Origin of the sequence: Nocardia neocaledoniensis, assembly GCF_029868625.1 — a bacterium.
GTDB classification, from domain to species: Bacteria; Actinomycetota; Actinomycetes; order Mycobacteriales; family Mycobacteriaceae; genus Nocardia; species Nocardia neocaledoniensis_A.
Window position 1 is genome coordinate 1 of the sequence record NZ_JARWOJ010000095.1, and the last position, 20,941, is coordinate 20,941.

At 70.5% G+C, this 20,941-nt stretch carries 21 protein-coding genes; 19 read left to right on the forward strand and 2 right to left on the reverse strand.

Annotation, left to right across the window (positions count from 1 at the left end; translation table 11 throughout):
* The first annotated feature begins 652 nt into the window (after positions 1–652).
* From QH270_RS06465 to recN, 6 genes are all read left to right on the forward strand, one after another.
* Positions 653–1,666: a hypothetical protein gene (locus QH270_RS06465; RefSeq protein WP_432420306.1), complete on the forward strand. Its 1,014-nt coding sequence runs from the start codon at positions 653–655 to the stop codon at positions 1,664–1,666.
* 290 nt (positions 1,667–1,956) lie between these two features.
* Positions 1,957–2,850: an HAD-IIA family hydrolase gene (locus tag QH270_RS06470; RefSeq protein WP_280339505.1), complete on the forward strand. Its 894-nt coding sequence runs from the start codon at positions 1,957–1,959 to the stop codon at positions 2,848–2,850.
* A 13-nt stretch (positions 2,851–2,863) separates the two neighbouring features.
* Complete coding sequence (locus QH270_RS06475) at positions 2,864–3,148, forward strand: hypothetical protein (protein ID WP_280339506.1); 285 nt, start codon at positions 2,864–2,866, stop codon at positions 3,146–3,148.
* Between the two features lies 1 nt (position 3,149).
* The gene (locus tag QH270_RS06480; protein WP_280339508.1) at positions 3,150–3,971 is read left to right on the forward strand and encodes a TlyA family RNA methyltransferase; all 822 of its coding nucleotides are present in this window, start codon (positions 3,150–3,152) and stop codon (positions 3,969–3,971) included.
* Positions 3,968–4,912 carry an NAD kinase gene (locus tag QH270_RS06485; protein ID WP_110040908.1) on the forward strand — a complete coding sequence of 315 codons (945 nt, stop codon included), beginning with the start codon at positions 3,968–3,970 and terminating at the stop codon, positions 4,910–4,912. Before QH270_RS06480 ends, QH270_RS06485 begins: the two co-directional genes overlap by 4 nt.
* A complete protein-coding gene (gene recN / locus QH270_RS06490; RefSeq protein WP_280339511.1) occupies positions 4,902–6,671 on the forward strand; it encodes a DNA repair protein RecN in 1,770 nt (589 codons plus the stop codon). The genes QH270_RS06485 and recN overlap by 11 nt, the downstream gene beginning before the upstream one ends.
* Before the next feature lie 27 nt (positions 6,672–6,698).
* On the opposite strand, the gene QH270_RS06495 is transcribed toward recN, so the two are convergent.
* Positions 6,699–7,118 carry an SRPBCC family protein gene (locus QH270_RS06495; RefSeq protein WP_280339512.1) on the reverse strand — a complete coding sequence of 140 codons (420 nt, stop codon included), beginning with the start codon at positions 7,116–7,118 and terminating at the stop codon, positions 6,699–6,701.
* A 198-nt stretch (positions 7,119–7,316) separates the two neighbouring features.
* Between QH270_RS06495 and QH270_RS06500 the strand changes: the two genes are divergently transcribed.
* From QH270_RS06500 to QH270_RS06560, 13 genes are all read left to right on the forward strand, one after another.
* On the forward strand, positions 7,317–7,793 hold the full coding sequence (locus QH270_RS06500; RefSeq protein ID WP_280339514.1) for a hypothetical protein: 477 nt from the start codon (positions 7,317–7,319) through the stop codon (positions 7,791–7,793).
* 150 nt (positions 7,794–7,943) lie between these two features.
* Complete coding sequence (gene steA / locus QH270_RS06505) at positions 7,944–9,143, forward strand: putative cytokinetic ring protein SteA (RefSeq protein WP_280339516.1); 1,200 nt, start codon at positions 7,944–7,946, stop codon at positions 9,141–9,143.
* On the forward strand, positions 9,140–10,081 hold the full coding sequence (locus tag QH270_RS06510; RefSeq protein ID WP_280339517.1) for a copper transporter: 942 nt from the start codon (positions 9,140–9,142) through the stop codon (positions 10,079–10,081). Before steA ends, QH270_RS06510 begins: the two co-directional genes overlap by 4 nt.
* A 78-nt stretch (positions 10,082–10,159) precedes the next feature.
* Positions 10,160–11,881, forward strand: coding sequence for a CTP synthase (locus QH270_RS06515; RefSeq protein WP_280339519.1), 1,722 nt, complete (start codon positions 10,160–10,162; stop codon positions 11,879–11,881).
* Between the two features lie 17 nt (positions 11,882–11,898).
* Complete coding sequence (locus tag QH270_RS06520) at positions 11,899–12,555, forward strand: NUDIX hydrolase (RefSeq protein ID WP_280339520.1); 657 nt, start codon at positions 11,899–11,901, stop codon at positions 12,553–12,555.
* A gap of 122 nt (positions 12,556–12,677) precedes the next feature.
* Positions 12,678–13,610 carry a site-specific tyrosine recombinase XerD gene (gene xerD / locus QH270_RS06525; protein ID WP_280339521.1) on the forward strand — a complete coding sequence of 311 codons (933 nt, stop codon included), beginning with the start codon at positions 12,678–12,680 and terminating at the stop codon, positions 13,608–13,610.
* A gap of 249 nt (positions 13,611–13,859) precedes the next feature.
* Complete coding sequence (locus QH270_RS06530; protein WP_233001758.1) at positions 13,860–14,693, forward strand: ParA family protein; 834 nt, start codon at positions 13,860–13,862, stop codon at positions 14,691–14,693.
* A gap of 38 nt (positions 14,694–14,731) precedes the next feature.
* Positions 14,732–15,643: a segregation and condensation protein A gene (locus tag QH270_RS06535; protein WP_432420307.1), complete on the forward strand. Its 912-nt coding sequence runs from the start codon at positions 14,732–14,734 to the stop codon at positions 15,641–15,643.
* Positions 15,644–15,713: 70 nt separating this feature from the next.
* Positions 15,714–16,370, forward strand: a complete 657-nt coding sequence (gene scpB, locus QH270_RS06540) for an SMC-Scp complex subunit ScpB (protein WP_280339522.1) — start codon at positions 15,714–15,716, stop codon at positions 16,368–16,370.
* A gap of 8 nt (positions 16,371–16,378) precedes the next feature.
* A complete protein-coding gene (locus QH270_RS06545; RefSeq protein ID WP_280339523.1) occupies positions 16,379–17,695 on the forward strand; it encodes a pseudouridine synthase in 1,317 nt (438 codons plus the stop codon).
* Between the two features lie 38 nt (positions 17,696–17,733).
* A complete protein-coding gene (gene cmk, locus QH270_RS06550) occupies positions 17,734–18,438 on the forward strand; it encodes a (d)CMP kinase (protein WP_280339554.1) in 705 nt (234 codons plus the stop codon).
* Complete coding sequence (der, locus tag QH270_RS06555; protein WP_280339525.1) at positions 18,435–19,853, forward strand: ribosome biogenesis GTPase Der; 1,419 nt, start codon at positions 18,435–18,437, stop codon at positions 19,851–19,853. The genes cmk and der overlap by 4 nt, the downstream gene beginning before the upstream one ends.
* A 177-nt stretch (positions 19,854–20,030) precedes the next feature.
* On the forward strand, positions 20,031–20,306 hold the full coding sequence (locus tag QH270_RS06560) for a YggT family protein (RefSeq protein ID WP_280339526.1): 276 nt from the start codon (positions 20,031–20,033) through the stop codon (positions 20,304–20,306).
* Between the two features lie 96 nt (positions 20,307–20,402).
* Here QH270_RS06560 and QH270_RS06565 read toward each other — a convergent pair whose 3' ends face one another.
* The gene (locus tag QH270_RS06565; RefSeq protein WP_280339527.1) at positions 20,403–20,894 is read right to left on the reverse strand and encodes a nuclear transport factor 2 family protein; all 492 of its coding nucleotides are present in this window, start codon (positions 20,892–20,894) and stop codon (positions 20,403–20,405) included.
* Positions 20,895–20,941: the final 47 nt, after the last annotated feature.

Genomic DNA, 20,941 nt, shown 5'->3' on the forward strand with positions numbered 1-20,941 from the left:
TCGTGGTGGTTTCCGTCGCAATGAAGGTGATGATCGTTCGCGTGGCGGTTACGACCGTGGCGATCGCGGCGGGTTCCGTCGTGACAGCGATGACCGTCCCCGTGGTGGTTCCGGGTTCCGCCGCAACGAAGGTGACGACCGCTCCCGTGGCGGCTCGGATCGTGGCGGTGACCGCGGTGGCTTCCGCCGTGGCGAGGGCGATGAGCGTTCGCGCGGTGGTTCCGATCGTGGTGGGTTCCGGCGCGGGGAGAGCTCCGATCGCGGCGGCTACCAGCGGCGCGACGACGAGCGCGGCACCCGGCGCGACGACGATCGAGGACGCGGCGGCTTCAAGCGCAAGAGCGACTCCGGCGCGGCGCGCGGCTATGTCGGTGAAGACGGCAAGCCGCTGGACGGCACCTACCGCGAGAAGCGTCGCGAGCGGGAAGGCGACGTGCTCGGAGTCGTGTCCTCCGCGGCCGACGACGACGCCCTCGCCGCCGAGGCCATCGACGAGACCTCGGTATCGACCGCGTCCACTGTGCAGTCCGGCGACACTCCGTCGAACGAGCGTGTCGAGTCCGCGGACGAAGTAGCCGGTGACTCCGCCGACGACCACGCCGCAGCGGATCTCGCCGGCGAGCGGTCGGACACTTCCGCCGACGACGCAGACTTGACAGCGGCGGGGAATTCGGACGATCGCGAGGATGAGCGGTCCGAGACCGCCGATCGCGCGGACTCCGACCGTCGCGACGAGACGGATGAGGCCGCGAGCGCCGATTCCGGTTCCGACGACGGTGACCACGAGCCTCGCGGCGAAGACGATGCCGCACGCGTTCGGTCGGATTCGCGTTCCGGCGACGACCGTCGCCGCGCTGATGACGACGATGCGGCGAGTGGCCGCGACGACGCGGGCTACGGTGCCCGCGACGACCGCGACGATCGTCGCCGCGGTGGTGAGGGCGCTCGCGCCGTGGGTGGTCGTCCCACCGACCGGCGTGGAGCCCGGCCGGACGAACCCGATCTGCCCGAGGACGTCCAGGCCGCCGATCTCGATCCGGCCGTGCGCCGCGATCTGCTGAGCCTGGACAAGAACAACGCCGAGACCGTCGCCCGGCACATGGTGATGGCCGTGGAACTGCTCGAGGACGATCCGCGACTGGCACTGGCACACGCCAGGGCGGCCAGGCAGCGGGCCGGTCGCATCGCGGTGGTCCGGGAGACCGCCGGTGTGGTGGCCTATCACGCCGAGGAATGGGCCGAGGCGCTCTCGGAGCTGCGGACCGCGCGTCGCATGTCGGGCGGCTCCGGGCTGCTCGCCGTGATGGCGGACTGCGAGCGTGGTCTCGGCAGGCCCGAGCGGGCCATCGAGCTCGGCCGCAGCGAGGAAGCGCAGCGGCTCAGCGGCGACGAGGCGAGCGAGCTGCGGATCGTGGTCGCGGGCGCCCGGATGGACCTCGGCCAGTTCGACCAGGCCGTCGTCACCCTGCAGACCTCGGATCTGGACCCGGCCCGTACCGGCTCGGCCGCCGCGCGCCTGTTCTACGCCTACGCCGACGCGCTGGTCGCGGCCGGTCGCACGGACGAGGGCCTGCAGTGGTTCCTCAACGCCGCGTCCGCCGATCTCGACGGTGAGACCGACGCCGAGGACCGCGCCGCCGAACTGACCGGCGGCGACGCGCAGTAGCGGCACCGAGGATGGTCCAGCGCGGGCTGGGAGCCGACATCGGCTTCCAGCCCGCGACCGTTCGCGGACCCTCCGGCGTGACCTCGACCACGGAATCGGCGACTCGCCCACCTCGACGCGCGTGAGGGCGGGCACGGAAACCGGCCACACCGTGCACGAACTGGGAACCCATGCTCGATCATGAAGGGTGCGAGCACTATTCGGCGGCCCGGCGGGAGTCGGGAGTTGTCGGTGGGTTCGCCTAGGGTCGAGACGTATTCGGCCCGGCAGCGACGACGGAGTGAGGGTGTGTGAACCAGCTACGCGATCAATACGACGCTTTGCTGCTCGACCTGGACGGCACGCTGTACCGCGGGCCGGAGGTGATCGAGGGTGGGCCGAAAGCGCTGGCACCGAACGGTGATTCGGCGCAGCGCCTGGTCTATGTGACCAACAACGCGGCCCGCGGACCCGGCGCCGTCGCCGGTCACCTGGCGGAGCTGGGCTACCCGGCGACCACCGACGACGTGGTGACCAGCGCGCAGGCCGCGGCGAGGATGCTCGCCCAGCGGCTGGCTCCGGGAGACCGGGTCCTGGTCGTCGGCACCGACGACCTGGCCGCCGAGATCGCCGCGCTCGGGCTCGTCCCCGTCCGCCGGTTCGACGACACGCCGCCCGCGGCCGTCGTCCAGGGCCATTCGCCGACCACCGCCTGGCCGGATCTCGCCGAGGCCGCCTACGCGCTGCGCGCGGGCGCGCTGTGGGTGGCCGCCAACACCGACCGCACACTGCCGAACGAACGCGGCCTCGCACCGGGCAACGGGTCCATGGTCGCGGCCCTGCGCACGGCCTCGGATCGAGAACCGCTCGTGGCGGGCAAACCGTACGCGCCCCTGATGGAGAACGCGCTCGAACGCGCGGGCACACGCGCCGCGCTGGTCGTGGGCGACCGGCTCGATACCGACATCGAGGGCGCCAACGGGCTCGGACTCGACTCCCTGCTGGTGCTGACCGGGGTGAGCACCCTCGAGGAGGTGTGCGCCGCACCGCCCGAGCGGGTACCCACCTTCATCGCCACCGGACTCGAAGCCCTCAACGACGAGATCGTGCCGGACGCCGTCGCGCCGTCCGAGGTCGCGGAGCTGTTGCGACAGCACCCCGGCCGGGCGGTGCGGGTGCGCGCGGCCGATTCCGAAATCCGATAGCGTTGACGGCACGATGAGTACACCGAGTTCCCCGCCGACCGGCGCGTCACAGCCACCCCGCCCAGGGATCCCGCTGCCCGGCAGCCACCTGCCCGGTCAGGGCGGTCAGGCCCCGGCCGATCCGCACCGGATCACGGCCGAGGTCGACGCGCTGCTGGCCGAACTCGGCGCGGCGGCTCCGGTGACCGGCCCCGCGGAGAACACCGAGGCGGGCGCCGACATCACCCGCCGGGCCCGCATCCTCGAACAGGCGCACGACGTGCTGGTCGACGCGCTGGCGACCGTGGACAAGATCTGAGGTGGCCAGGAGAGCGCGGGTGGACGCCGAACTGGTACGCCGCGGATTGGCGCGATCGCGAGAACACGCGGTCGAACTGATCAGCGCGGGCCGGGTCCTGATCGCCGGAACCGTCGCGGTGAAACCGGCGACGGCGGTCGAGGCGGGAACGCCGTTGATCGTGCGGGAGGAACCCGACGAGGTGTCGTGGGCGTCGCGTGGCGCGCACAAGCTGCTCGGTGCGCTGGCGGCGTTCGAGCCGCAGGGACTGAGCATCACGGGCAAGCGCTGCCTCGACGCGGGCGCCTCGACCGGCGGATTCACCGATGTGTTGTTGTCGAGGGGCGCGCGGGAGGTGGCCGCGGTCGACGTCGGGTACGGCCAGTTGATCTGGCGGCTGCAGAACGACGACCGGGTGCGGGTGTACGACCGCACCAACGTCCGCAACATCACGCCCGAAACCATCGGCGGCACAGTCGACGTCGTCGTCGGCGATCTGTCGTTCATCTCGCTGGGCCTGGTACTGCCCGCGATCGCGGCCTGCGCCGCCGACGGCGCCGATCTGCTGCCCATGGTGAAGCCGCAGTTCGAGGTGGGGAAGGAACGGGTCGGCTCCGGCGGCGTGGTGCGTGATCCGGCGTTACGCGCCGAAGTGGTCGGCGAGGTCGCGGCCGCGGCGGGCGCGCTCGGCCTGCGGACCCAGGGCGTGGTGGCCAGTCCGCTGCCGGGCCCCTCGGGCAACGTCGAGTACTTCCTGTGGCTGCGCAAGGTCGGTCCGTTCGAGTACGACGCCGAGCAGGTGGCGGCCCTGGTCGCCCGCGCGGTCGAGGAGGGTCCGCAGTGAACACGCACGAGGGCGGCAGGGAGATCCTGCTCGTCGCCCACCCCGGCCGCGCGGAGATCATCGAGACCGCGCACCGGGTCGCGAAGATCTTCGCCGAGGCCGGGATCTGCCTGCGCGTGCTCGCCGACGAGGCCGACAGCACGCGCTTCGAGAACGAACCGGCCGGCTACCCGGTGCGGGTGGTGCCGCACAGCCCGTCCGCGGCGCTCGGGTGCGAGATGGTCCTCGCCCTCGGCGGGGACGGCACCTTCCTGCGCGCGGCCGAACTCGGCAGGCCGACCGGTGTGCCGGTGCTCGGAATCAACCTGGGGCGCATCGGTTTTCTCACCGAAGCCGAGGCCGAACACCTCGACGAGGCGCTGGCCCAGGTGGTCGACCGCGACTACCGGGTCGAGGACCGGCTCACCATCGACGTCACGGTGCGGGTCGACGACACGGTCGTGGAGCGCGGGTGGGCGCTCAACGAGGCCAGCATCGAGAACGCCCAGCGGATGGGCGTGCTGGAAGTGGTGCTCGAGGTCGACGGGCGACCGGTGTCGGCGTTCGGCTGCGACGGCATCCTCATCGCCACCCCGACCGGATCGACGGCCTACGCGTTCTCCGCGGGCGGACCCGTGGTGTGGCCGGAACTCGAGGCGATGCTGGTGATTCCGAGCAACGCGCACGCGCTGTTCGCCCGGCCGCTGGTGACCAGCCCGGAATCGCTGATCGCCGTGGAGACGGTCGCGACCGGGCACGACGCGATCGTGTTCCTCGACGGCCGCCGCACGCTGGCCCTGCCGCGGGGCGGTCGCGCCGAAGTGGTCCGCGGCGAACGACCGGTGCGGTGGGTGCGGCTCGATTCCGCGCCGTTCGCCGACCGGATGGTGCGCAAGTTCCGTCTGCCGGTCACCGGCTGGCGGGGGAGACAGCGAACGGAGAACAGCCGCGATGCTGACTGAGATCAGGATTGACGGGCTCGGCGTCATCTCGACGGCGACCGCCCAGTTCCACGCCGGACTCACGGTCCTCACCGGCGAGACCGGTGCGGGCAAGACGATGGTCGTGACCAGCCTGCACCTGCTCAGTGGGGCGCGAGCCGACGCGGGCCGAGTGCGGCTCGGCGCGGCCAAAGCCGTGGTCGAGGGCCGATTCGTCATCGACGATGTCAACGAGGCGGCCAGGGCGGCCGTCGAGGAGGTGCTGGAATCGGCCGCCGCGGAGGCCGACGAGGACGGCAGCGTGATCGCGGTGCGCACCGTCAACAGCGACGGCCGGTCTCGCGCCCACCTCGGTGGCCGCGGCGTGCCGGCGGCGGTGCTCGGCGAGTTCACCTCACGGCTGCTGACGGTGCACGGGCAGAACGACCAGCTGCGCCTGCAGCGGCCGGAACAGCAGCTGGCCGCGCTCGACCAGTTCGCCGGCGACGGCGTCGCCGGGCTGCTGCGCAAGTACCAGGTGCACCGGCGGTCCTGGCTCGACGCCCGCGCCGAACTGCTCGAGCGGACCGAGCGCAGCAGGGAACTGGCGCTCGAGGCCGACCGGCTCAAGCACTCACTGGCCGAGATCGACGGCATCGCACCGGAACCGGGCGAGGACGCCCGGCTCGTCGCGGAGATCCGCAGGCTCAGCGATCTGGATTCGCTGCGCGAGGCCGCGGCCGCCGCGCACGAGGCGCTGTCGGGTCCCGCCGACGCACCCGCCGACGGTGGCGGGGTACTCGATCTGCTCGGCGGTGCGCGGGCCCGGCTCGATTCGGCCGACGATCCGGCGCTGAGTGCGCTGTCGCCGCGGCTGGGGGAGGCCATCGCGGTGGTCGTCGACGTCACCACCGAACTCAGTGGCTACCTGTCGGAACTGCCGTCCGATCCCGGCGCCCTCGATTCGATGCTCACCCGGCAGGCGGAGCTGAAATCGCTGACCCGCAAGTACGCGCCCGACATCGACGGCGTGATCGCCTGGGCGGATGAGTCACGCGCGCGCCTGGATTCCCTCGACGTCTCCGAGGACGCGCTGGCCAAACTCGCCGGTGAGGTCGAGACGGCGGCGGGCAAGGTGCGCGAGGCCGCGCGCAAACTCAGCGCCGCGCGGGCCAAGGCCGCGGGCAAGCTGGCCGCGGCGGTGAGCACCGAGCTCGGTGGTCTGGCGATGGGGAAAGCCAAGCTCGAGGTGCGGGTGCGTCCGCTGCCGGCCGGTGCCCAGGACTCGGCGCCGCTCGACCTCGACGGTGTGCGGCTGCACGCCGGGGCCAACGGCGTCGACGAGGTCGAATTCCGGCTCTCGGCGCACTCGGGCGCCCAATCACTGCCGCTGAGCAAGAGCGCGTCCGGCGGTGAGCTCTCGCGCGTCATGCTGGCGCTGGAGGTGGTACTCGCGGGTTCCGACCACGGCGCGACCATGGTCTTCGACGAGGTCGACGCCGGCGTCGGCGGCCGGGCGGCCGTCGAGATCGGCAAGCGCCTGGCCCGGTTGGCCCGCACCCATCAGGTGATCGTGGTGACCCACCTGCCGCAGGTGGCGGCCTTCGCCGACACCCACCTGGTGGTCAACAAGTCCGACGACGGAAAAGGCAAGGTGGACAGCGGAGTTCGCACGCTGACCGACGAGGAGCGGGTGGTGGAACTGGCCCGCATGCTGGCCGGCCTCGACGACACCGAGACCGGCCGCGCGCACGCGGAGGAATTACTGGAAACCGCCCGTGCGGAGCGCACTCCGGCCTAGCCGCGGCCGGGCCGGAGTGGCGGGAAACTACCGCAGCGCCTTGCGGACACCGCCGATGAGCTGGTTGGTCAGCTGACGCAGGCCGAATTCGAGGATCGGAGCGGGCACGGGCAGCGACGGCTCGGACTCCATCGTGTAGACCACGCGGGTGCCGCCCGAACTGGTGTCGGCGAAGGTGACGATGCCGACGTGGCGCTTGACCGGCGCGCCCTTGACGATCTTGTACTCCATCCGCTCACCGGGGACCAGCGCGGTGATCTCCTCGGTGACGCCCGCCTTGCCGAAGCCGAGCAGGTGCTGCGCGCCGACGCCGGTGGCCGGGTCGCCCTGCTTGATGAGCTTGACCTGGATGGGCAGGTGCGGGCTCACGGCCTCACGCTCGGCGAAAAGGCGGTAGACGATGTCGCGAGGGGCGTCGAAGACCGTCTCGACGGTGCTGCGGGGCATGGGTGTCTCCTGTCCGAGATATCTGTGACCCGCAGCATACGGGTAGTTGCCCGGTTCGGTCCGAGCCGACCACTCGGAACGGGGCGATGTAACCGCCCGCGCGGTCGCTCCGACATACTGGCGGAGATCGTTTGTGAGCCGAACTTGTGGACTGTCGCCGGCCGTGGCCGGCGGACACGACCGAAGGAGTGCGAGACGATGCGAGGGATCGGGATGATCGGCGCCGCGACGGCGGTGGCCGCGACCGCGGTGCTCGGGACGGCGGGAACCGCCGCCGCGGCACCGGTGACGACGAATTTCGCCGGCGCCGCCGCCTTCTGGGGCTGGAGTATGAACGGACCCGGCACCGACTACGTCACCGTCACCGCGACGACCGGCGCGCAGCCGGGACAGGTGTCGTTCGGTGTCACCACCGTGGTGCCCTACAAGGGCGACGGTTCGCCGTGGCTGCGGGCGCGGGTGCAATGGCTCAACGTGAACACCGGCGCGACCGGGATCGCCGATGTGCCCTACATCTTCCCGTGCACCGATCCGGCTCAGTGCCCGGTGGGGCCGGTCGTCGCGAACACCGGACCGGGCCAGATCGTCGCCGGTGTCTATTCGGTCGCCGTCGGCGGCAACATCGGACCGAGTGTCACGGTCATGCCGGGATACGGCACTGTCGCCGTGTCCTGATCGGGCCGTGACCACCGCAAAGGCGAAAAGCTCGCACCGCAGGCGCCCAGTCGCCCCGGGGTGCTGACCGGTAGCTCACGGTGACGAATGTGATCGGTGATTCGGCGCGCCTCCACCAAAGGTTGAGGGTTTGCGCTCATCATCGGCCACATGAGGATGCCGGCGCTGTTGTCGAGAAACACGGAAACGCTGCCCGGTGTCACCGGGATCGCCAGGGTCGACCGCGACACCCGGCGACTGCTGCGGCGCGTCAGTTCCGGGGACGTGGTGGTGCTCGACGAGACCGACCTGGACCGGCACACCGCCGACCGGCTGGTGGAGGCTGGCGTGGTCGCGGTGATCAACACCTCGCCGTCGATCTCGGGCCGTTATCCCAACCTCGGTCCGGAAGTGCTGGTGGCCAACGGGATCGTGCTCATGGACACGGTGTCCTCCGATGCCTTCGGCAAGATCAAGGACGGTGCCAAGATCCGGATCGACGCGGGCATCGTCTACGCGGACAAGCTCACCAAGAAGGAACCCGAGGTCCTGGTCGAGGGCATCGAGTTCGACGAATCGGCCATCGCCGACCGGATGATCGAGGCGCGCAACGGTCTCGCCGACCACCTCGACGCGTTCGCGGGCAACACCACCGAATTCGTGCGCACCGAGAGCGGTTTGCTGATCGATGGCATCGGCGTGCCCGACATCGAACTGGACCTGCGCAACCGGCACGTCGTGGTGATCGCCGACGGGCCGGGGCATCCCGAGGAACTGCGGCGGCTCAAGCCGTTCATCAAGGAGTACGCGCCGATCCTGATCGGGGTGGGTCGGGGCGCCGACACCTTGCGCAAGCTCAAGTACACCCCGGACCTCATCGTCGGCGATCCCGACGAGATCAGCACCGAGACACTGCGATCCGGCGCCGAGATGATCCTGCCCGCCGACACCGACGGCCACGCCAAGGGGCTCGAACGCATCCAGGACCTCGGCATCGGCGCCACCACGTTCCCGTCCTCGGGCTCGCCTGCGGACCTGGCGCTCATGCTCGCCGATCACCACGGTGCCTCGCTGATCGTGCTCGCGGGCGCGCCCGCCTCGCTGGAGGACTTCTTCGATCGCGGCCGTCGCGACAGCAATCCGGCGACGTTCCTGACCCGGCTGAAGGTCGGCGCGAAACTGGTCGACGCGAAGGCGGTGTCGACCCTGTACCGGCACCGGTCCTCGGGCGCGGCGCTGGCGCTGGTGGTGCTGGCGGCCCTGGTCGCGATCGTGGTGGTGATCCTGGCCTCGCACAACGGGACCGAGCTGCTGGACTGGGCGATCGAGTACTGGAACCGCTTCGTGCTGTGGGTGCGTGGTCTGCTGTGATCTCGCTGCGTCAGCACGCCATCTCGATCGCGGCGATCTTTCTCGCCCTGGCCGTCGGGGTGGTGCTCGGCTCCCAGACCCTCGCCGCGGACATGCTCTCCGGGCTGCGCTCGGACAAGAGTGATCTGAGCGGCCAGGTCGACGCGCTCACCGCACGCAACGAACAGCTCACCGGACAGCTCGACGCCGCCGACCGTTTCCTGGCGGGATCTGCGGGCCGGATCCTGGGTGGCACGCTGGCCGACCGCAGCGTCGTCGTGTTCAGCACCCCCGACGCCGACCCCGGCGACATCGACGGGGTGACTCGCGCACTCGAGACCGCGGGTGCCGCGGTGACCGGCCGGATCGCGCTCACCGAGTCCTTCGTCGACGCGGGCGAGGGCGACCGGATGCGCTCGGCGCTGACCAATATCGTTCCGGCGGGCGCGCAGCTGCGCACCGGCGCGGTCGACCAGGGCTCGATGGCGGGGGACCTGCTCGGGCTCACGCTGCTGCTCGACCCGGCGACCAATCAGCCGCGCAGTACCGAGCCCGAACTCGCGCTGGTTCTCGAGACCCTGCGCGGCGGCGGTTTCCTGGCCTACGGCGAGGGGCCGGTCCGGCCCGCGCAGCTGGCGGTCGTGGTCACCGGCAACGGTGTCGCATCCGACACCGGCCAGGGCGCGACTATCGCCCGCTTCGCCGGCGCCGTGCGCGCGCGGGCCACGGGCGCGGTGCTGGCAGGCCGGGCCGGTGCCGCCGAGGGGAACGGCGCGATCGCGCACGTCCGCGCGCAGGCGCCGCTGGCGACCACGGTGACCACGGTCGACAACGTCGACCGCGAGATCGGCCGGGTGACAACCGCTCTCGCCTTCACCGAGCAGCTCTCCGGCGGTGCGGGCCGGTACGGGACCGGGCCGACGGCGACCTCGCTCACGATGATCGCCATGCCTCGCTGAGTTCGCCGCCCGACACGCGTCCGCGTTAACGACCCGCAAATAGCTCAGCGGCCCGGGGCCCTGTTATTGTGGAGTTCCGTGGGTCAAACACGGAATCAGGCTCGAAATGCCACCAAGCACATCTTCGTGAGCGGTGGCGTCGCCTCCTCTTTGGGTAAGGGTCTCACCGCCTCCAGCCTCGGTCAGTTGCTGACCGCGCGCGGCATGCGGGTGACGATGCAGAAGCTGGATCCGTATCTGAACGTCGATCCGGGCACCATGAACCCGTTCCAGCACGGCGAGGTGTTCGTCACCGAGGACGGCGCGGAGACCGACCTCGATGTCGGCCACTACGAGCGGTTCCTCGATCGCGACCTGTCCAAGGACGCGAATGTGACCACGGGACAGATCTATTCGACCGTGATCGCCAAGGAGCGGCGCGGCGAATACCTGGGCGACACGGTGCAGGTCATCCCGCACATCACCGACGAGATCAAGAACCGCATCATGGCGATGCAGGGTCCCGATCTGCAGGGGCATGTGCCGGATGTGGTGATCACCGAGATCGGTGGCACGGTCGGTGACATCGAGTCGCAGCCGTTCCTCGAGGCGGCGCGCCAGATCCGCCACGATGTGGGCCGCGACAACGTGTTCTTCCTGCACGTGTCGCTGGTGCCGTACCTGGCGCCCTCGGGCGAGCTCAAGACCAAGCCGACACAGCACTCGGTGGCCGCGCTGCGCAACATCGGCATCCAGCCCGACGCGCTGATCCTGCGCTGCGACCGCGAGGTGCCGCAGGGCCTCAAGAACAAGATCGCGCTGATGTGCGACGTCGACGTGGAGGCATGCATCTCCACCCCCGACGCGCCGTCGATCTACGACATCCCGAAGGTGCTGCACAGCGAGGGTCTCGACGCCTACGTGGTGCGCAAGCTGGGGCTGCCGTTCCGCGATGTCGACTGGACCGTGTGGGGCGACCTGCTCGACCGCGTGCACTCGCCGCGCGAGACCGTCGAGGTGGCGCTGGTCGGCAAGTACGTCGACCTGCCCGACGCCTACCTGTCGGTCACCGAGGCGCTGCGGGCCGGTGGTTTCGCGCACCGGGCCAAGGTGAACATCCGCTGGGTGCCCTCGGACGAGTGCGAGACCGAGGCGGGCGCCCAGGCGGCGCTGCGCGACGTCGACGCGGTGTTGATCCCCGGTGGTTTCGGCATCCGCGGCATCGAGGGCAAGCTCGGCGCCATCGGCTACGCCCGGCGCCGCGGCATCCCGCTGCTCGGCCTCTGCCTCGGCCTGCAGTGCGTGGTCATCGAGGCGGCGCGCTCGGTCGGCATCGAAGACGCCAATTCGGCGGAGTTCGAGCCCGAGACGAAGAACCCGGTCATCTCGACCATGGCCGACCAGGAGGACGTGGTCGCCGGCGCCGCCGATCTCGGTGGCACCATGCGGCTCGGCGCCTACCCGGCCACGCTGCAGAAGGGTTCGGTCGTCGCGCAGGCGTACGGCACCGAGAACGTCTCCGAGCGGCACCGGCACCGGTTCGAAGTGAACAACGCCTACCGTGACGCGATCGCGAAGAGCGGGCTCGTGTTCTCGGGCACCTCGCCCGACGGGCACCTGGTGGAGTTCGTGGAGTACCCGGCCTCGGTGCATCCGTTCTTCGTCGCCACCCAGGCGCATCCGGAGCTCAAGAGCCGCCCGACCCGGCCGCATCCGCTGTTCGCCGCGCTGATCAACGCGGCGTTGAAATACAAACTGGCCGAACGCCTTCCCGTAGACTTCCCCGAGGAAGAGCTCGCGGAGCAGGCCGCGGATCTCTGAGCGGGAGCGATCGAGAAGTGAGCAAGCCCGGTAGTCACGAGTTCGAAACGGTGTCGAGCCGGGTGCTCTACAGCGGCGCGATCCTGGCCCTGCGCCAGGATCAGGTCGCGATGCCGGACGGGCGGATCGCCGAGCGCGAGGTCATCGAGCATCACGCCGCGGTCGCGGTGCTCGCGCTCGACGACGACGGCAACGTCGTCCTGATCCGGCAGTACCGGCATCCGCTCGGTACCCGGCTGCTCGAACTGCCCGCCGGGCTGCTCGACATCGACGGCGAGGACCCGCTCACCGCGGCCAAGCGCGAGCTGGCCGAGGAGACGGGCCTGGCCGCCGCCGAGTGGTCGGTGCTGGTGGATGTGGCGTTGTCGCCGGGGTTCACCGACGAGGCGCTGCGGGTGTATTTCGCCACCGGGCTCTCCGAGACCGACCGGCCGGACCCCGAACACGAGGAAGCCGACCTGGAGCTGGTGCGGATGCCGGTCGCCGAGGCTGTCCGGGCCGCGCTGGCCGGGGAGATCGTGAACGCGACCGCGGTGGCGGGTGTCCTCGCCTACGCGGCGGCCTCGGCGAACGCGGTGCCGATGCGCCCGGCTGACGCGCCGTGGCCTGGTCAGCCGACGGCGTTCCTGCGGCGCAAGGCCGAGCAGGCGGCGGCATCGGGTAGCGGCGCGTGAGCGCGGCTCGCGGCTGTTCGGCCTCGCGGGCCGCCGCGGTCTTCGCGGGTTCGGCCCGTGGCCTGCCCGCCGGGGACGTCGGAGCCGCGCCGCACGCCGGCGGAGACTAGACGGGTTCGGGCGTGCTCGCGCGCGAGATCGACGCCTACCTCGACCACCTCGCGGTCGAGCGCGGCGCCGCGCGCAACACCCTCGGCGCCTATCGCCGTGATCTCGGCCGCTACCGCACCTTTCTGGACGGGCGCGGCATCGACAGCCTGCGGGCGGTCACCCAGGGCGATGTCGCCGAGTTCACCATGGCGCTGCGGTCCGGCGGCACGGACCATCCACCGCTCGCGGCGGGCTCGGTGGCCAGGGCGCTGATCGCGGTCCGTGGCCTGCACAAGTTCGCCGCCGCGGAGGGCCTCACCGACACCGATGTGGCGCACGCGGTGAAACCGCCCGCGCCGGGCCGCCGCCTGCCCAAGGCGCTGCCCTACGACCAGGTGCTGCGGTTGCTCGAGGCGGCGGGTGGCGAGGGCGACGCGGCCGACGGCGGTCCGCGCGGCCTGCGCGACCGCGCGCTGCTGGAACTGCTGTACTCCACCGGCGCCCGCATCTCCGAGATGGTCGGCCTCGACGTCGACGACATCGACGCCGAGCAGCGGTGCGTCGTGCTGCGCGGCAAGGGTGGCAAACAGCGGCTCGTTCCCATCGGCCGTCCCGCACTGGCCGCCGTCGACGCCTATCTCGTGCGGGGCAGGCCGAGTCTCGCGGCGAGCGGGAAGGGGTCCGGCGGTGCGCTCTTCCTCAACGTGCGCGGCGGCAGGCTCTCGCGGCAGAGCGCCTGGCAGGTGTTGCAGACCGCCGCCGAACGGGCCGGGATAGGGGCCGCCGTCTCGCCGCACACCCTGCGGCATTCCTTCGCGACCCACCTGCTCGACGGCGGCGCCGACGTGCGCGTGGTCCAGGAACTGCTCGGCCACGCCTCGGTGACGACCACCCAGATCTACACCCTCGTCACGGTGAGCACACTGCGCGAAGTCTGGGCGACCGCGCACCCGAGGGCCAGGTGAACCGCCACCGGACAGTCATGTCCGGCGGGTATCGTGCGAACACGCCCGGCGTTGCCATGCTGTACCTCACCGGTCCGAGCGGTAGCGTCTACCCAGAGCTGGACCGTACGAAAGCGAGTCCCGGCCGAATCGGGCTCGCTACCCTCGACAGGGGATACCGGCAGGAAAACGTATAAGGAGCAGCGGATCGTGACGACAGCGGAAACACCGTGGGACGGTGGACCGGATCAGGTCGCCGAGGCCGTCGAGATGGGCCCGACCGGGCGCCCGCTGCGACTGGTACCCGAACCACCGCAGGTGCAGCGTCACGGTGACGCGCTGGTGGTGGCCATGTGCAACCAGAAGGGCGGGGTCGGCAAGACCACCTCGACCATCAATCTCGGTGCCGCCCTGGCCGAATACGGCCGCCGCGTACTGCTCGTCGACCTCGATCCGCAGGGCGCGCTCTCGGCCGGCCTCGGCGTGGCCCACCACGATCTCGACCTGACCGTGCACAACCTGCTGATCGGCGGGAAGGCCACCGTCGACGACGTCCTGCAGACCACCAAGGTCGACGGGATGGACCTGTTACCCAGCAACATCGACCTCTCCGCGGCCGAGATCCAGCTGGTCAACGAGGTGGGCCGGGAACAGTCGCTGGGCCGCGCGCTGGCCGGGGTGCGTGACCGCTACGACTACATCCTCATCGATTGCCAGCCCTCGCTCGGCCTGCTCACCGTCAACGCGCTGGCCTGCTCCGACGGCGTGATCATCCCGATGGAGTGCGAGTACTTCTCGCTGCGCGGCCTGGCGCTGCTCAACGACACCGTGGAGAAGGTGCGCGACCGCCTCAACCCGCGACTGAGCCTGTACGGCATCGTGGTCACCATGTTCGACGCGCGCCTGCTGCATTCGCGCCAGGTGATGTCGCGGGTGGTCGAGGTGTTCGGCGACCTGGTCTACGACACCGCCATCTCGCGCACCGTCCGGTTCCCCGATGCCAGTGTGGCCGGTGAACCCATCACCACGTGGGCACCGAAATCCGGCGGCGCCGAATCGTATCGGGCGATGGCACGCGAGGTCATCCACCGGTCGGGCCGGTGATCGACGCTCGACCCGCGGTGCACGAAGACAACGGACAGATTCTCGGCCGCCTCGATTCTGGACTGACCGGAGGGAGGGAAGAATCGAGGCCTGAGGGCCGAGAATCCGCGGCACCAGCCGCCAAGGATGCTGTTTTCCATCTGCGGCTGAAGAACTTCGAAGGGCCGTTCGATCTGCTGCTGACGCTGATCAGTTCGCGCAAACTCGATGTCACCGAGGTCGCGCTGCATCAGGTCACCGACGAGTTCATCGCCTATACGAAGGCGCTGACCGCCGAACTCGTCGAGAACACCAAGCTGCGCGCCGACAAGATCCTCGATCAGACCACCGAATTCCTCGTCGTCGCCGCCACGCTGCTCGATCTCAAGGCCGCCCGGCTGCTGCCCTCGGGCGAGATGACCGACGCCGACGACCTGGAACTGCTCGACGCGCGCGACCTGCTGTTCGCCCGGCTGCTGCAATACCGGGCGTTCAAACAGGTCGCCGAGCTGTTCGGTGAACTGGAAGCGGCCGCGCTGCGCCGGTACCCGAGGTCGGTGGCGCTCGAGGAACAGTTCGAGGGCCTGCTGCCCGAGGTGACGCTCGGCGTCGACATCGCCGCCTTCGCCGAGATCGCCGCCGCCGCGTTCCGGCCGCGCCCGATCGCCCAGGTCGGCCTCGGGCATCTGCACATGCACACCATCTCGGTCGCCGAGCAGGCCGAGCTGGTGCTGGCCCGGTTGAAGGAACGCGGGCCGGGCGGGTGGACCACCTTCGCCGAACTTGTCGAGGACTGCACCGTCCCGGTGGAAATCGTGGCCCGGTTCCTGGCGTTGCTCGAGTTGTATCGCGGCAAAACCATCGCGTTCGACCAGCCCGATCCGCTCGGCCCGCTGGCCGTGAGCTGGCTCGGCGAACTGGACCCGGACGCCGAAGCGGCGGCGCTGACCTTCGAGGAGGACTACGGATGATCGAGTCGAGCCCGGAGGCGGCAGCGCAGCGTAACCACGGAGGGCTCCCGATCATCCAGGAGGGAACAGCATGACCGAGGCAGTGGTGGAGTTCACTTCCGAGCCGCTCGAGGACGGCGAACTGCGGTCGGCGCTCGAGGCCATGCTGCTCGTCGTCGACGCTCCCGCGCCGGTAGAACAGCTGGCAGCGGCCGTCGACGACACCGCCGAGCGGGTCGAGGCCACGCTGCGGGCGATGTCGGCCGAGCTCACCGCGCGGGGCAGCGGCATCGACCTGCGTTTCGTCGGGGACGGCTGGCGCTTCTATACTCGACAGGAGTACGCGCCCTATGTCGAGCGGGTACTGCTCGACGGGGCCCGGACGAAGCTCACCCGGGCCGCCTTGGAGACCTTGGCGGTGATCGCCTACCGCCAGCCGGTGACCCGCACCAGGGTCAGCGCGGTTCGCGGGGTGAACGTCGACGGAGTGATGCGCACATTGCTCGCCAGGGGCCTGATCGCGGAAGCGGGTCAGGATCCGGAGACCAACGGCACGCTGTACCGCACCACCGAGTTGTTCCTCGAACGGATCGGGCTCGCCTCACTCGGCGACCTGCCACCGCTGGCGCCGCTGCTTCCCGGCGTCGATCTGATCGATGAGATCAGCGAGAGCCTGGAGACCGACCCCCGGTTCACCAGGCTGAAGAAACCCGCCGAGTCCGACATGGACCTCGGCACCGACGATTGACAGGACAGATGAATAATTCCGCTCGCCGAGATGGCACACCGGATCGAAGAAGACGCACCGACCAGCCCCGTAGCGGCGCGAACCGAACCGCGGGATCCCGCGGCGGCACCGCGCGCACCGGGCAGGGCGGCGCCCGCGGCGAGGCCACCGGCCGCCGCGGAACCGGCGCGGGTGGTTACTCCCGCGACACCGGCGCTCGCCGCGGCACCTCCGCGGGCGGCTACCAGCGTGACGGTGACTACGACGGTCGCCGTGGCGGCTCCGCCGGTGGTTACCAGCGTGACACCGAATCCGGGGGGCGCCGCGGCGCCTCCGCCGGCGGTTTCCAGCGTGACGGCGGTCGCCGTGGCACCGGTGGCTACCAGCGCGACGACGCCGAGCGCGGTGGACGTCCCGGTGCTCAGCAACGCGGCGCCGCGCCACGGGCGGGCGGCAATGCCCGGCCCACCACCGCGCAGGCCCCGGCCGCGCGCAAGAAGGCGGCCAAGCCGCAGCGCAAGGTGGTCGCGCCGACCATCCTGAACAACGCCAAGCCCGCGCGGCATCAGCACGCCGATACCGCCGAGGGCCCCAAGAAGCTGCCGTGGGGCGAGGGGGAACGCCTGCAGAAGGTGCTCGCCAAGGCGGGCGTCGCCTCGCGTCGCGCCGCCGAGGACATGATCGCGGCCGGTCGCGTCGAGGTCGACGGCAAGATCGTGCGTGAGCAGGGCCTGCGCGTGGACCCGGAGAACGCGGTCGTGCGTGTCGACGGCACCCGCGTCGTCGTGCGTGACGAGCTGGTGCACCTGGTGCTGAACAAGCCGCGTGGCTGGCAGTCGACCATGTCCGACGATCTGGGCCGTCCCTGCGTCGGCGACATCGTCGCCGAGCGGATCGCCGCCGGTCAGCGCCTGTTCCATGTCGGCCGTCTGGACGCCGACACCGAGGGCCTGCTGCTGCTCACCAACGACGGGGAGATGGCGCATCGGCTGATGCACCCCTCCTTCGAGGTGCCCAAGACCTACCTGGCCACCGTGCAGGGCGAGGTGAACTACCGCCTGATCAGCAAGCGCCTGCGCGACGGCGTCGAGCTCGAGGACGGGCCGGCCAAGGTCGACCGGTTCGCGCTGCTCGAGGCACACGAGGGTCGTTCGCTGGTCAAGCTCGTGTTGCACGAGGGCCGCAAGCACATCGTGCGTAGGCTGCTCGACGAGGTCGGCCACCCGGTGATCCGGCTGGTACGTACCCATCTGGGCCCGGTGGCGCTGGGCGACCAGCGTCCGGGCACGCTGCGCGTGCTCGGCCGGGACGAGATCGGCAAACTCTACGAGGCGGTGCAGTTGTGAACGGAGTGGATTCCCCGGTGAAGATCATGGGCGACCGCATGACCGGCGACGGCACCCTGGTCGTCGCGATGGACGGTCCCTCCGGCACCGGCAAGTCCAGTGTGTCGCGCAGGCTGGCCACGCGTCTTGGCGCCCGCTACCTCGACACCGGCGCCATGTACCGGGTCGCCACGCTGCGCGTGCTGCGCGCCGGGGTCGACCTGGCCGATCCGACGGCGATCGCCGAAACCGTTGCGGCCCTGCCCTTGTCGATCGGCACCGATCCGAGCCACGAGGTGATCGAGCTCGACGGCGAGGACGTCTCCGCCGAGATCCGCGGTGACGCCGTCACCAAGGCCGTGTCCGCGGTATCGGCGGTGGCCGAGGTGCGCGAGCAGCTCGTCGCCTCGCAGCGCGAGATCGCCGCCATGGCGGGCCGGATCGTGGTCGAGGGCCGCGACATCGGCACCGTGGTGCTCACCGGCGCCGACGCCAAGATCTACCTGACCGCCTCCGCGGAGGCGCGCGCCCAGCGGCGCAATGCCCAGAACATCCGCGAGGGACGCGGCGACGACTACGCGGCCGTACTGGCCGACGTGCAGCGCCGCGACACCCTCGATTCCACCCGCACGGTGTCGCCGCTGCGCCCCGCAGCCGACGCGGTGCTCGTCGACACCAGCGACCTGACGATGGATCAGACCATCGACGAGCTCTACCGCGTGGTGGCCCAGCAGCTTTCGGCCACGACAGGAGGGTCGCGATGATCGACGAAGAGGTACTGGTCGGAGACGGCACCTGGTCCGACGAAACCGACTGGGAGATCGCCGATCTCGAAGGCGAGCACGAGGGCGACGAGCATCTCGCGATGCCGACGGTGGCCGTCGTCGGTCGCCCCAACGTGGGCAAGTCGACCCTGGTGAACCGCATCCTCGGGCGCCGCGAGGCCGTCGTCGAGGACATCCCCGGCGTGACCCGCGACCGCATCTCCTACGAGGCCAGCTGGGCCGGACGCCGCTTCCTGGTGCAGGACACCGGCGGCTGGGAGCCCGACGCCAAGGGCCTGCAGCAGCATGTGGCCCGGCAGGCCGAGGTGGCGATGGAGACCGCCGACGCGATCCTGCTCGTCGTCGACGCGACCGTCGGCGCCACCGCGACCGACGAGGCGGCGGTGCGCAAGCTGCGCCGCTCCAAGATCCCGGTGATCCTGGTGGCCAACAAGGTCGACGACCAGAAGGCCGAACTCGAGGCGGCCAGTCTGTGGTCGCTCGGGCTGGGTGAGCCGCGGATGGTGTCGGCCGCGCACGGCCGCGGGACCGGCGATCTGCTCGACGATGTGCTCGCCGCGCTGCCGGAAACCCCGCGTGAGGGCACCGGGGTGGCCGGGCCGCGCCGGGTCGCGCTGGTCGGCAAGCCGAATGTCGGCAAGTCGAGTCTGCTCAACAAGCTCTCCGGCGACGAGCGTTCGGTGGTCCACGATGTCGCGGGCACCACGGTCGACCCGGTCGACTCGCTGGTCGAATTGGGCGGCAAGGTGTGGAAGTTCGTCGACACCGCCGGGCTGCGCCGCAAGGTGTCCAACGCCTCGGGCACCGAGTTCTACGCCTCGCTGCGCACCAAGTCGGCGCTCGAGGCCTCCGAGGTCGCGATCATGCTGATCGACGCCTCGGTGCCGATCACCGAGCAGGACCTGCGCGTGATCAGCCTGGTCGCCGACTCCGGTCGCGCGCTGGTGCTGGCGTTCAACAAGTGGGACCTGGTCGACGAGGACCGCCGGTACATGCTCGAGCGCGAGATCGATCGCGATCTGGTGCGGGTGCCGTGGGCGCAGCGGGTCAACATCTCCGCCCACACCGGCCGCGCCGTGCAGAAGCTGGTGCCGCAGATGGAGACCGCGCTCGAGTCCTGGGACAAGCGCATCTCCACCGGCCGGCTGAACACCTGGCTCAAGGAAGTCATCGCGGCCACCCCGCCGCCGATGCGCGGCGGCCGCCAGCCCCGCGTCCTGTTCGCCACCCAGGCAGGCACCCGCCCGCCGACCTTCGTGCTGTTCACCACCGGCTTCCTCGAGGCGGGCTACCGCCGCTTCCTGGAACGTCGCCTGCGTGAGGAGTTCGGCTTCGACGGATCGCCGGTGCGCATCTCGGTGCGCGTCCGCGAGAAGAAGGACCGCAAGAAGTAGATCGAGCATCCGACAGTGAGCCCCGGGTACCCAGCCCGGGGCTCACCGCGTTTCGCGGGGACACCGCGAGACTCCAGGGCTGATAATCGGCTGAGAACCAGCGGAGTCGGACACCTCGGCGCGATCCGACGCGTTGACAAGGCACGAGGTCCTGTACGGCCTGCCAAGGAGTGCGTCATGAGTCTCATCGGAACCGTGGTCGGCTACGTGCTGACGGTGTTCATCGTGTTGCTGCTCGTCCGGATGGTGCTGGACTGGGCCGACCTGCTCGGCAAGCTGCCCCCGTGGGCGGGCAAGGCACGCTCGGTGGTGTACGCCGCGACGGAGCCGGTGCTGGCGCCCGTCCGCCGGGTCCTGCCTCCGGTACGGCTCGGTGGCACGGCCCTCGACCTGGCCTTCACCGTGGTGTTCATCGTCGCGCTGATCCTGCGCTCGGTCGCGGTCAGCCTGTAGCCGGTTCAGGCTTCCAGTACCCGTGGGCGGCCACCACCGCGGCGAGTGAACGACGTCGGCCGGCCGCGGCCGGCGGTGACCAGTGCGCGCCGTGGTCTACTCCGCGATGCGGGTGGCGTCGTCGAGTGGCCTGGTGATCGCCCACAGGCGGGTGAACGTGCAGGTGGCGATCTTCCACTGACCGTTCTCCAGGCGGTATTCGTCGGCGTATTCGCCGGTGGCGACGGTTTCGGTGCGTTCGATCAGGTTGACCTGGCGGAAGCGCAGGGTCCAGCTGCCGGTCGCCGTGCCGTCCTCGCCGACGGTGATGTCGGGGTGGACGCCGTGGTGCATGTCGAGGATCGCGTGCTTGCCGTCGACCTTCTGCAGGGCGATGGAGGCGAAGACGGCGGCCATGCCCTCGGCGTCCATCGCGCCCAGCTCGCCGTAGTCCAGTGCCGAGCCGACCGCGACGAAACAGTCGCGGAACCCTTCCGGATCCTTGGCGTCGCACGCGCGGAAGTAGCGGTGCTTGAGCGCGATGATCGACTCGATCGCCGCCAGCCGTGCGAGGTGGCGGGCCGATTCGTCGGTGGTGGTTGCCGTCATGCGACTCACCGTACGACCGCGCCCGTCGGCGCGCCCGCGTATTCTCC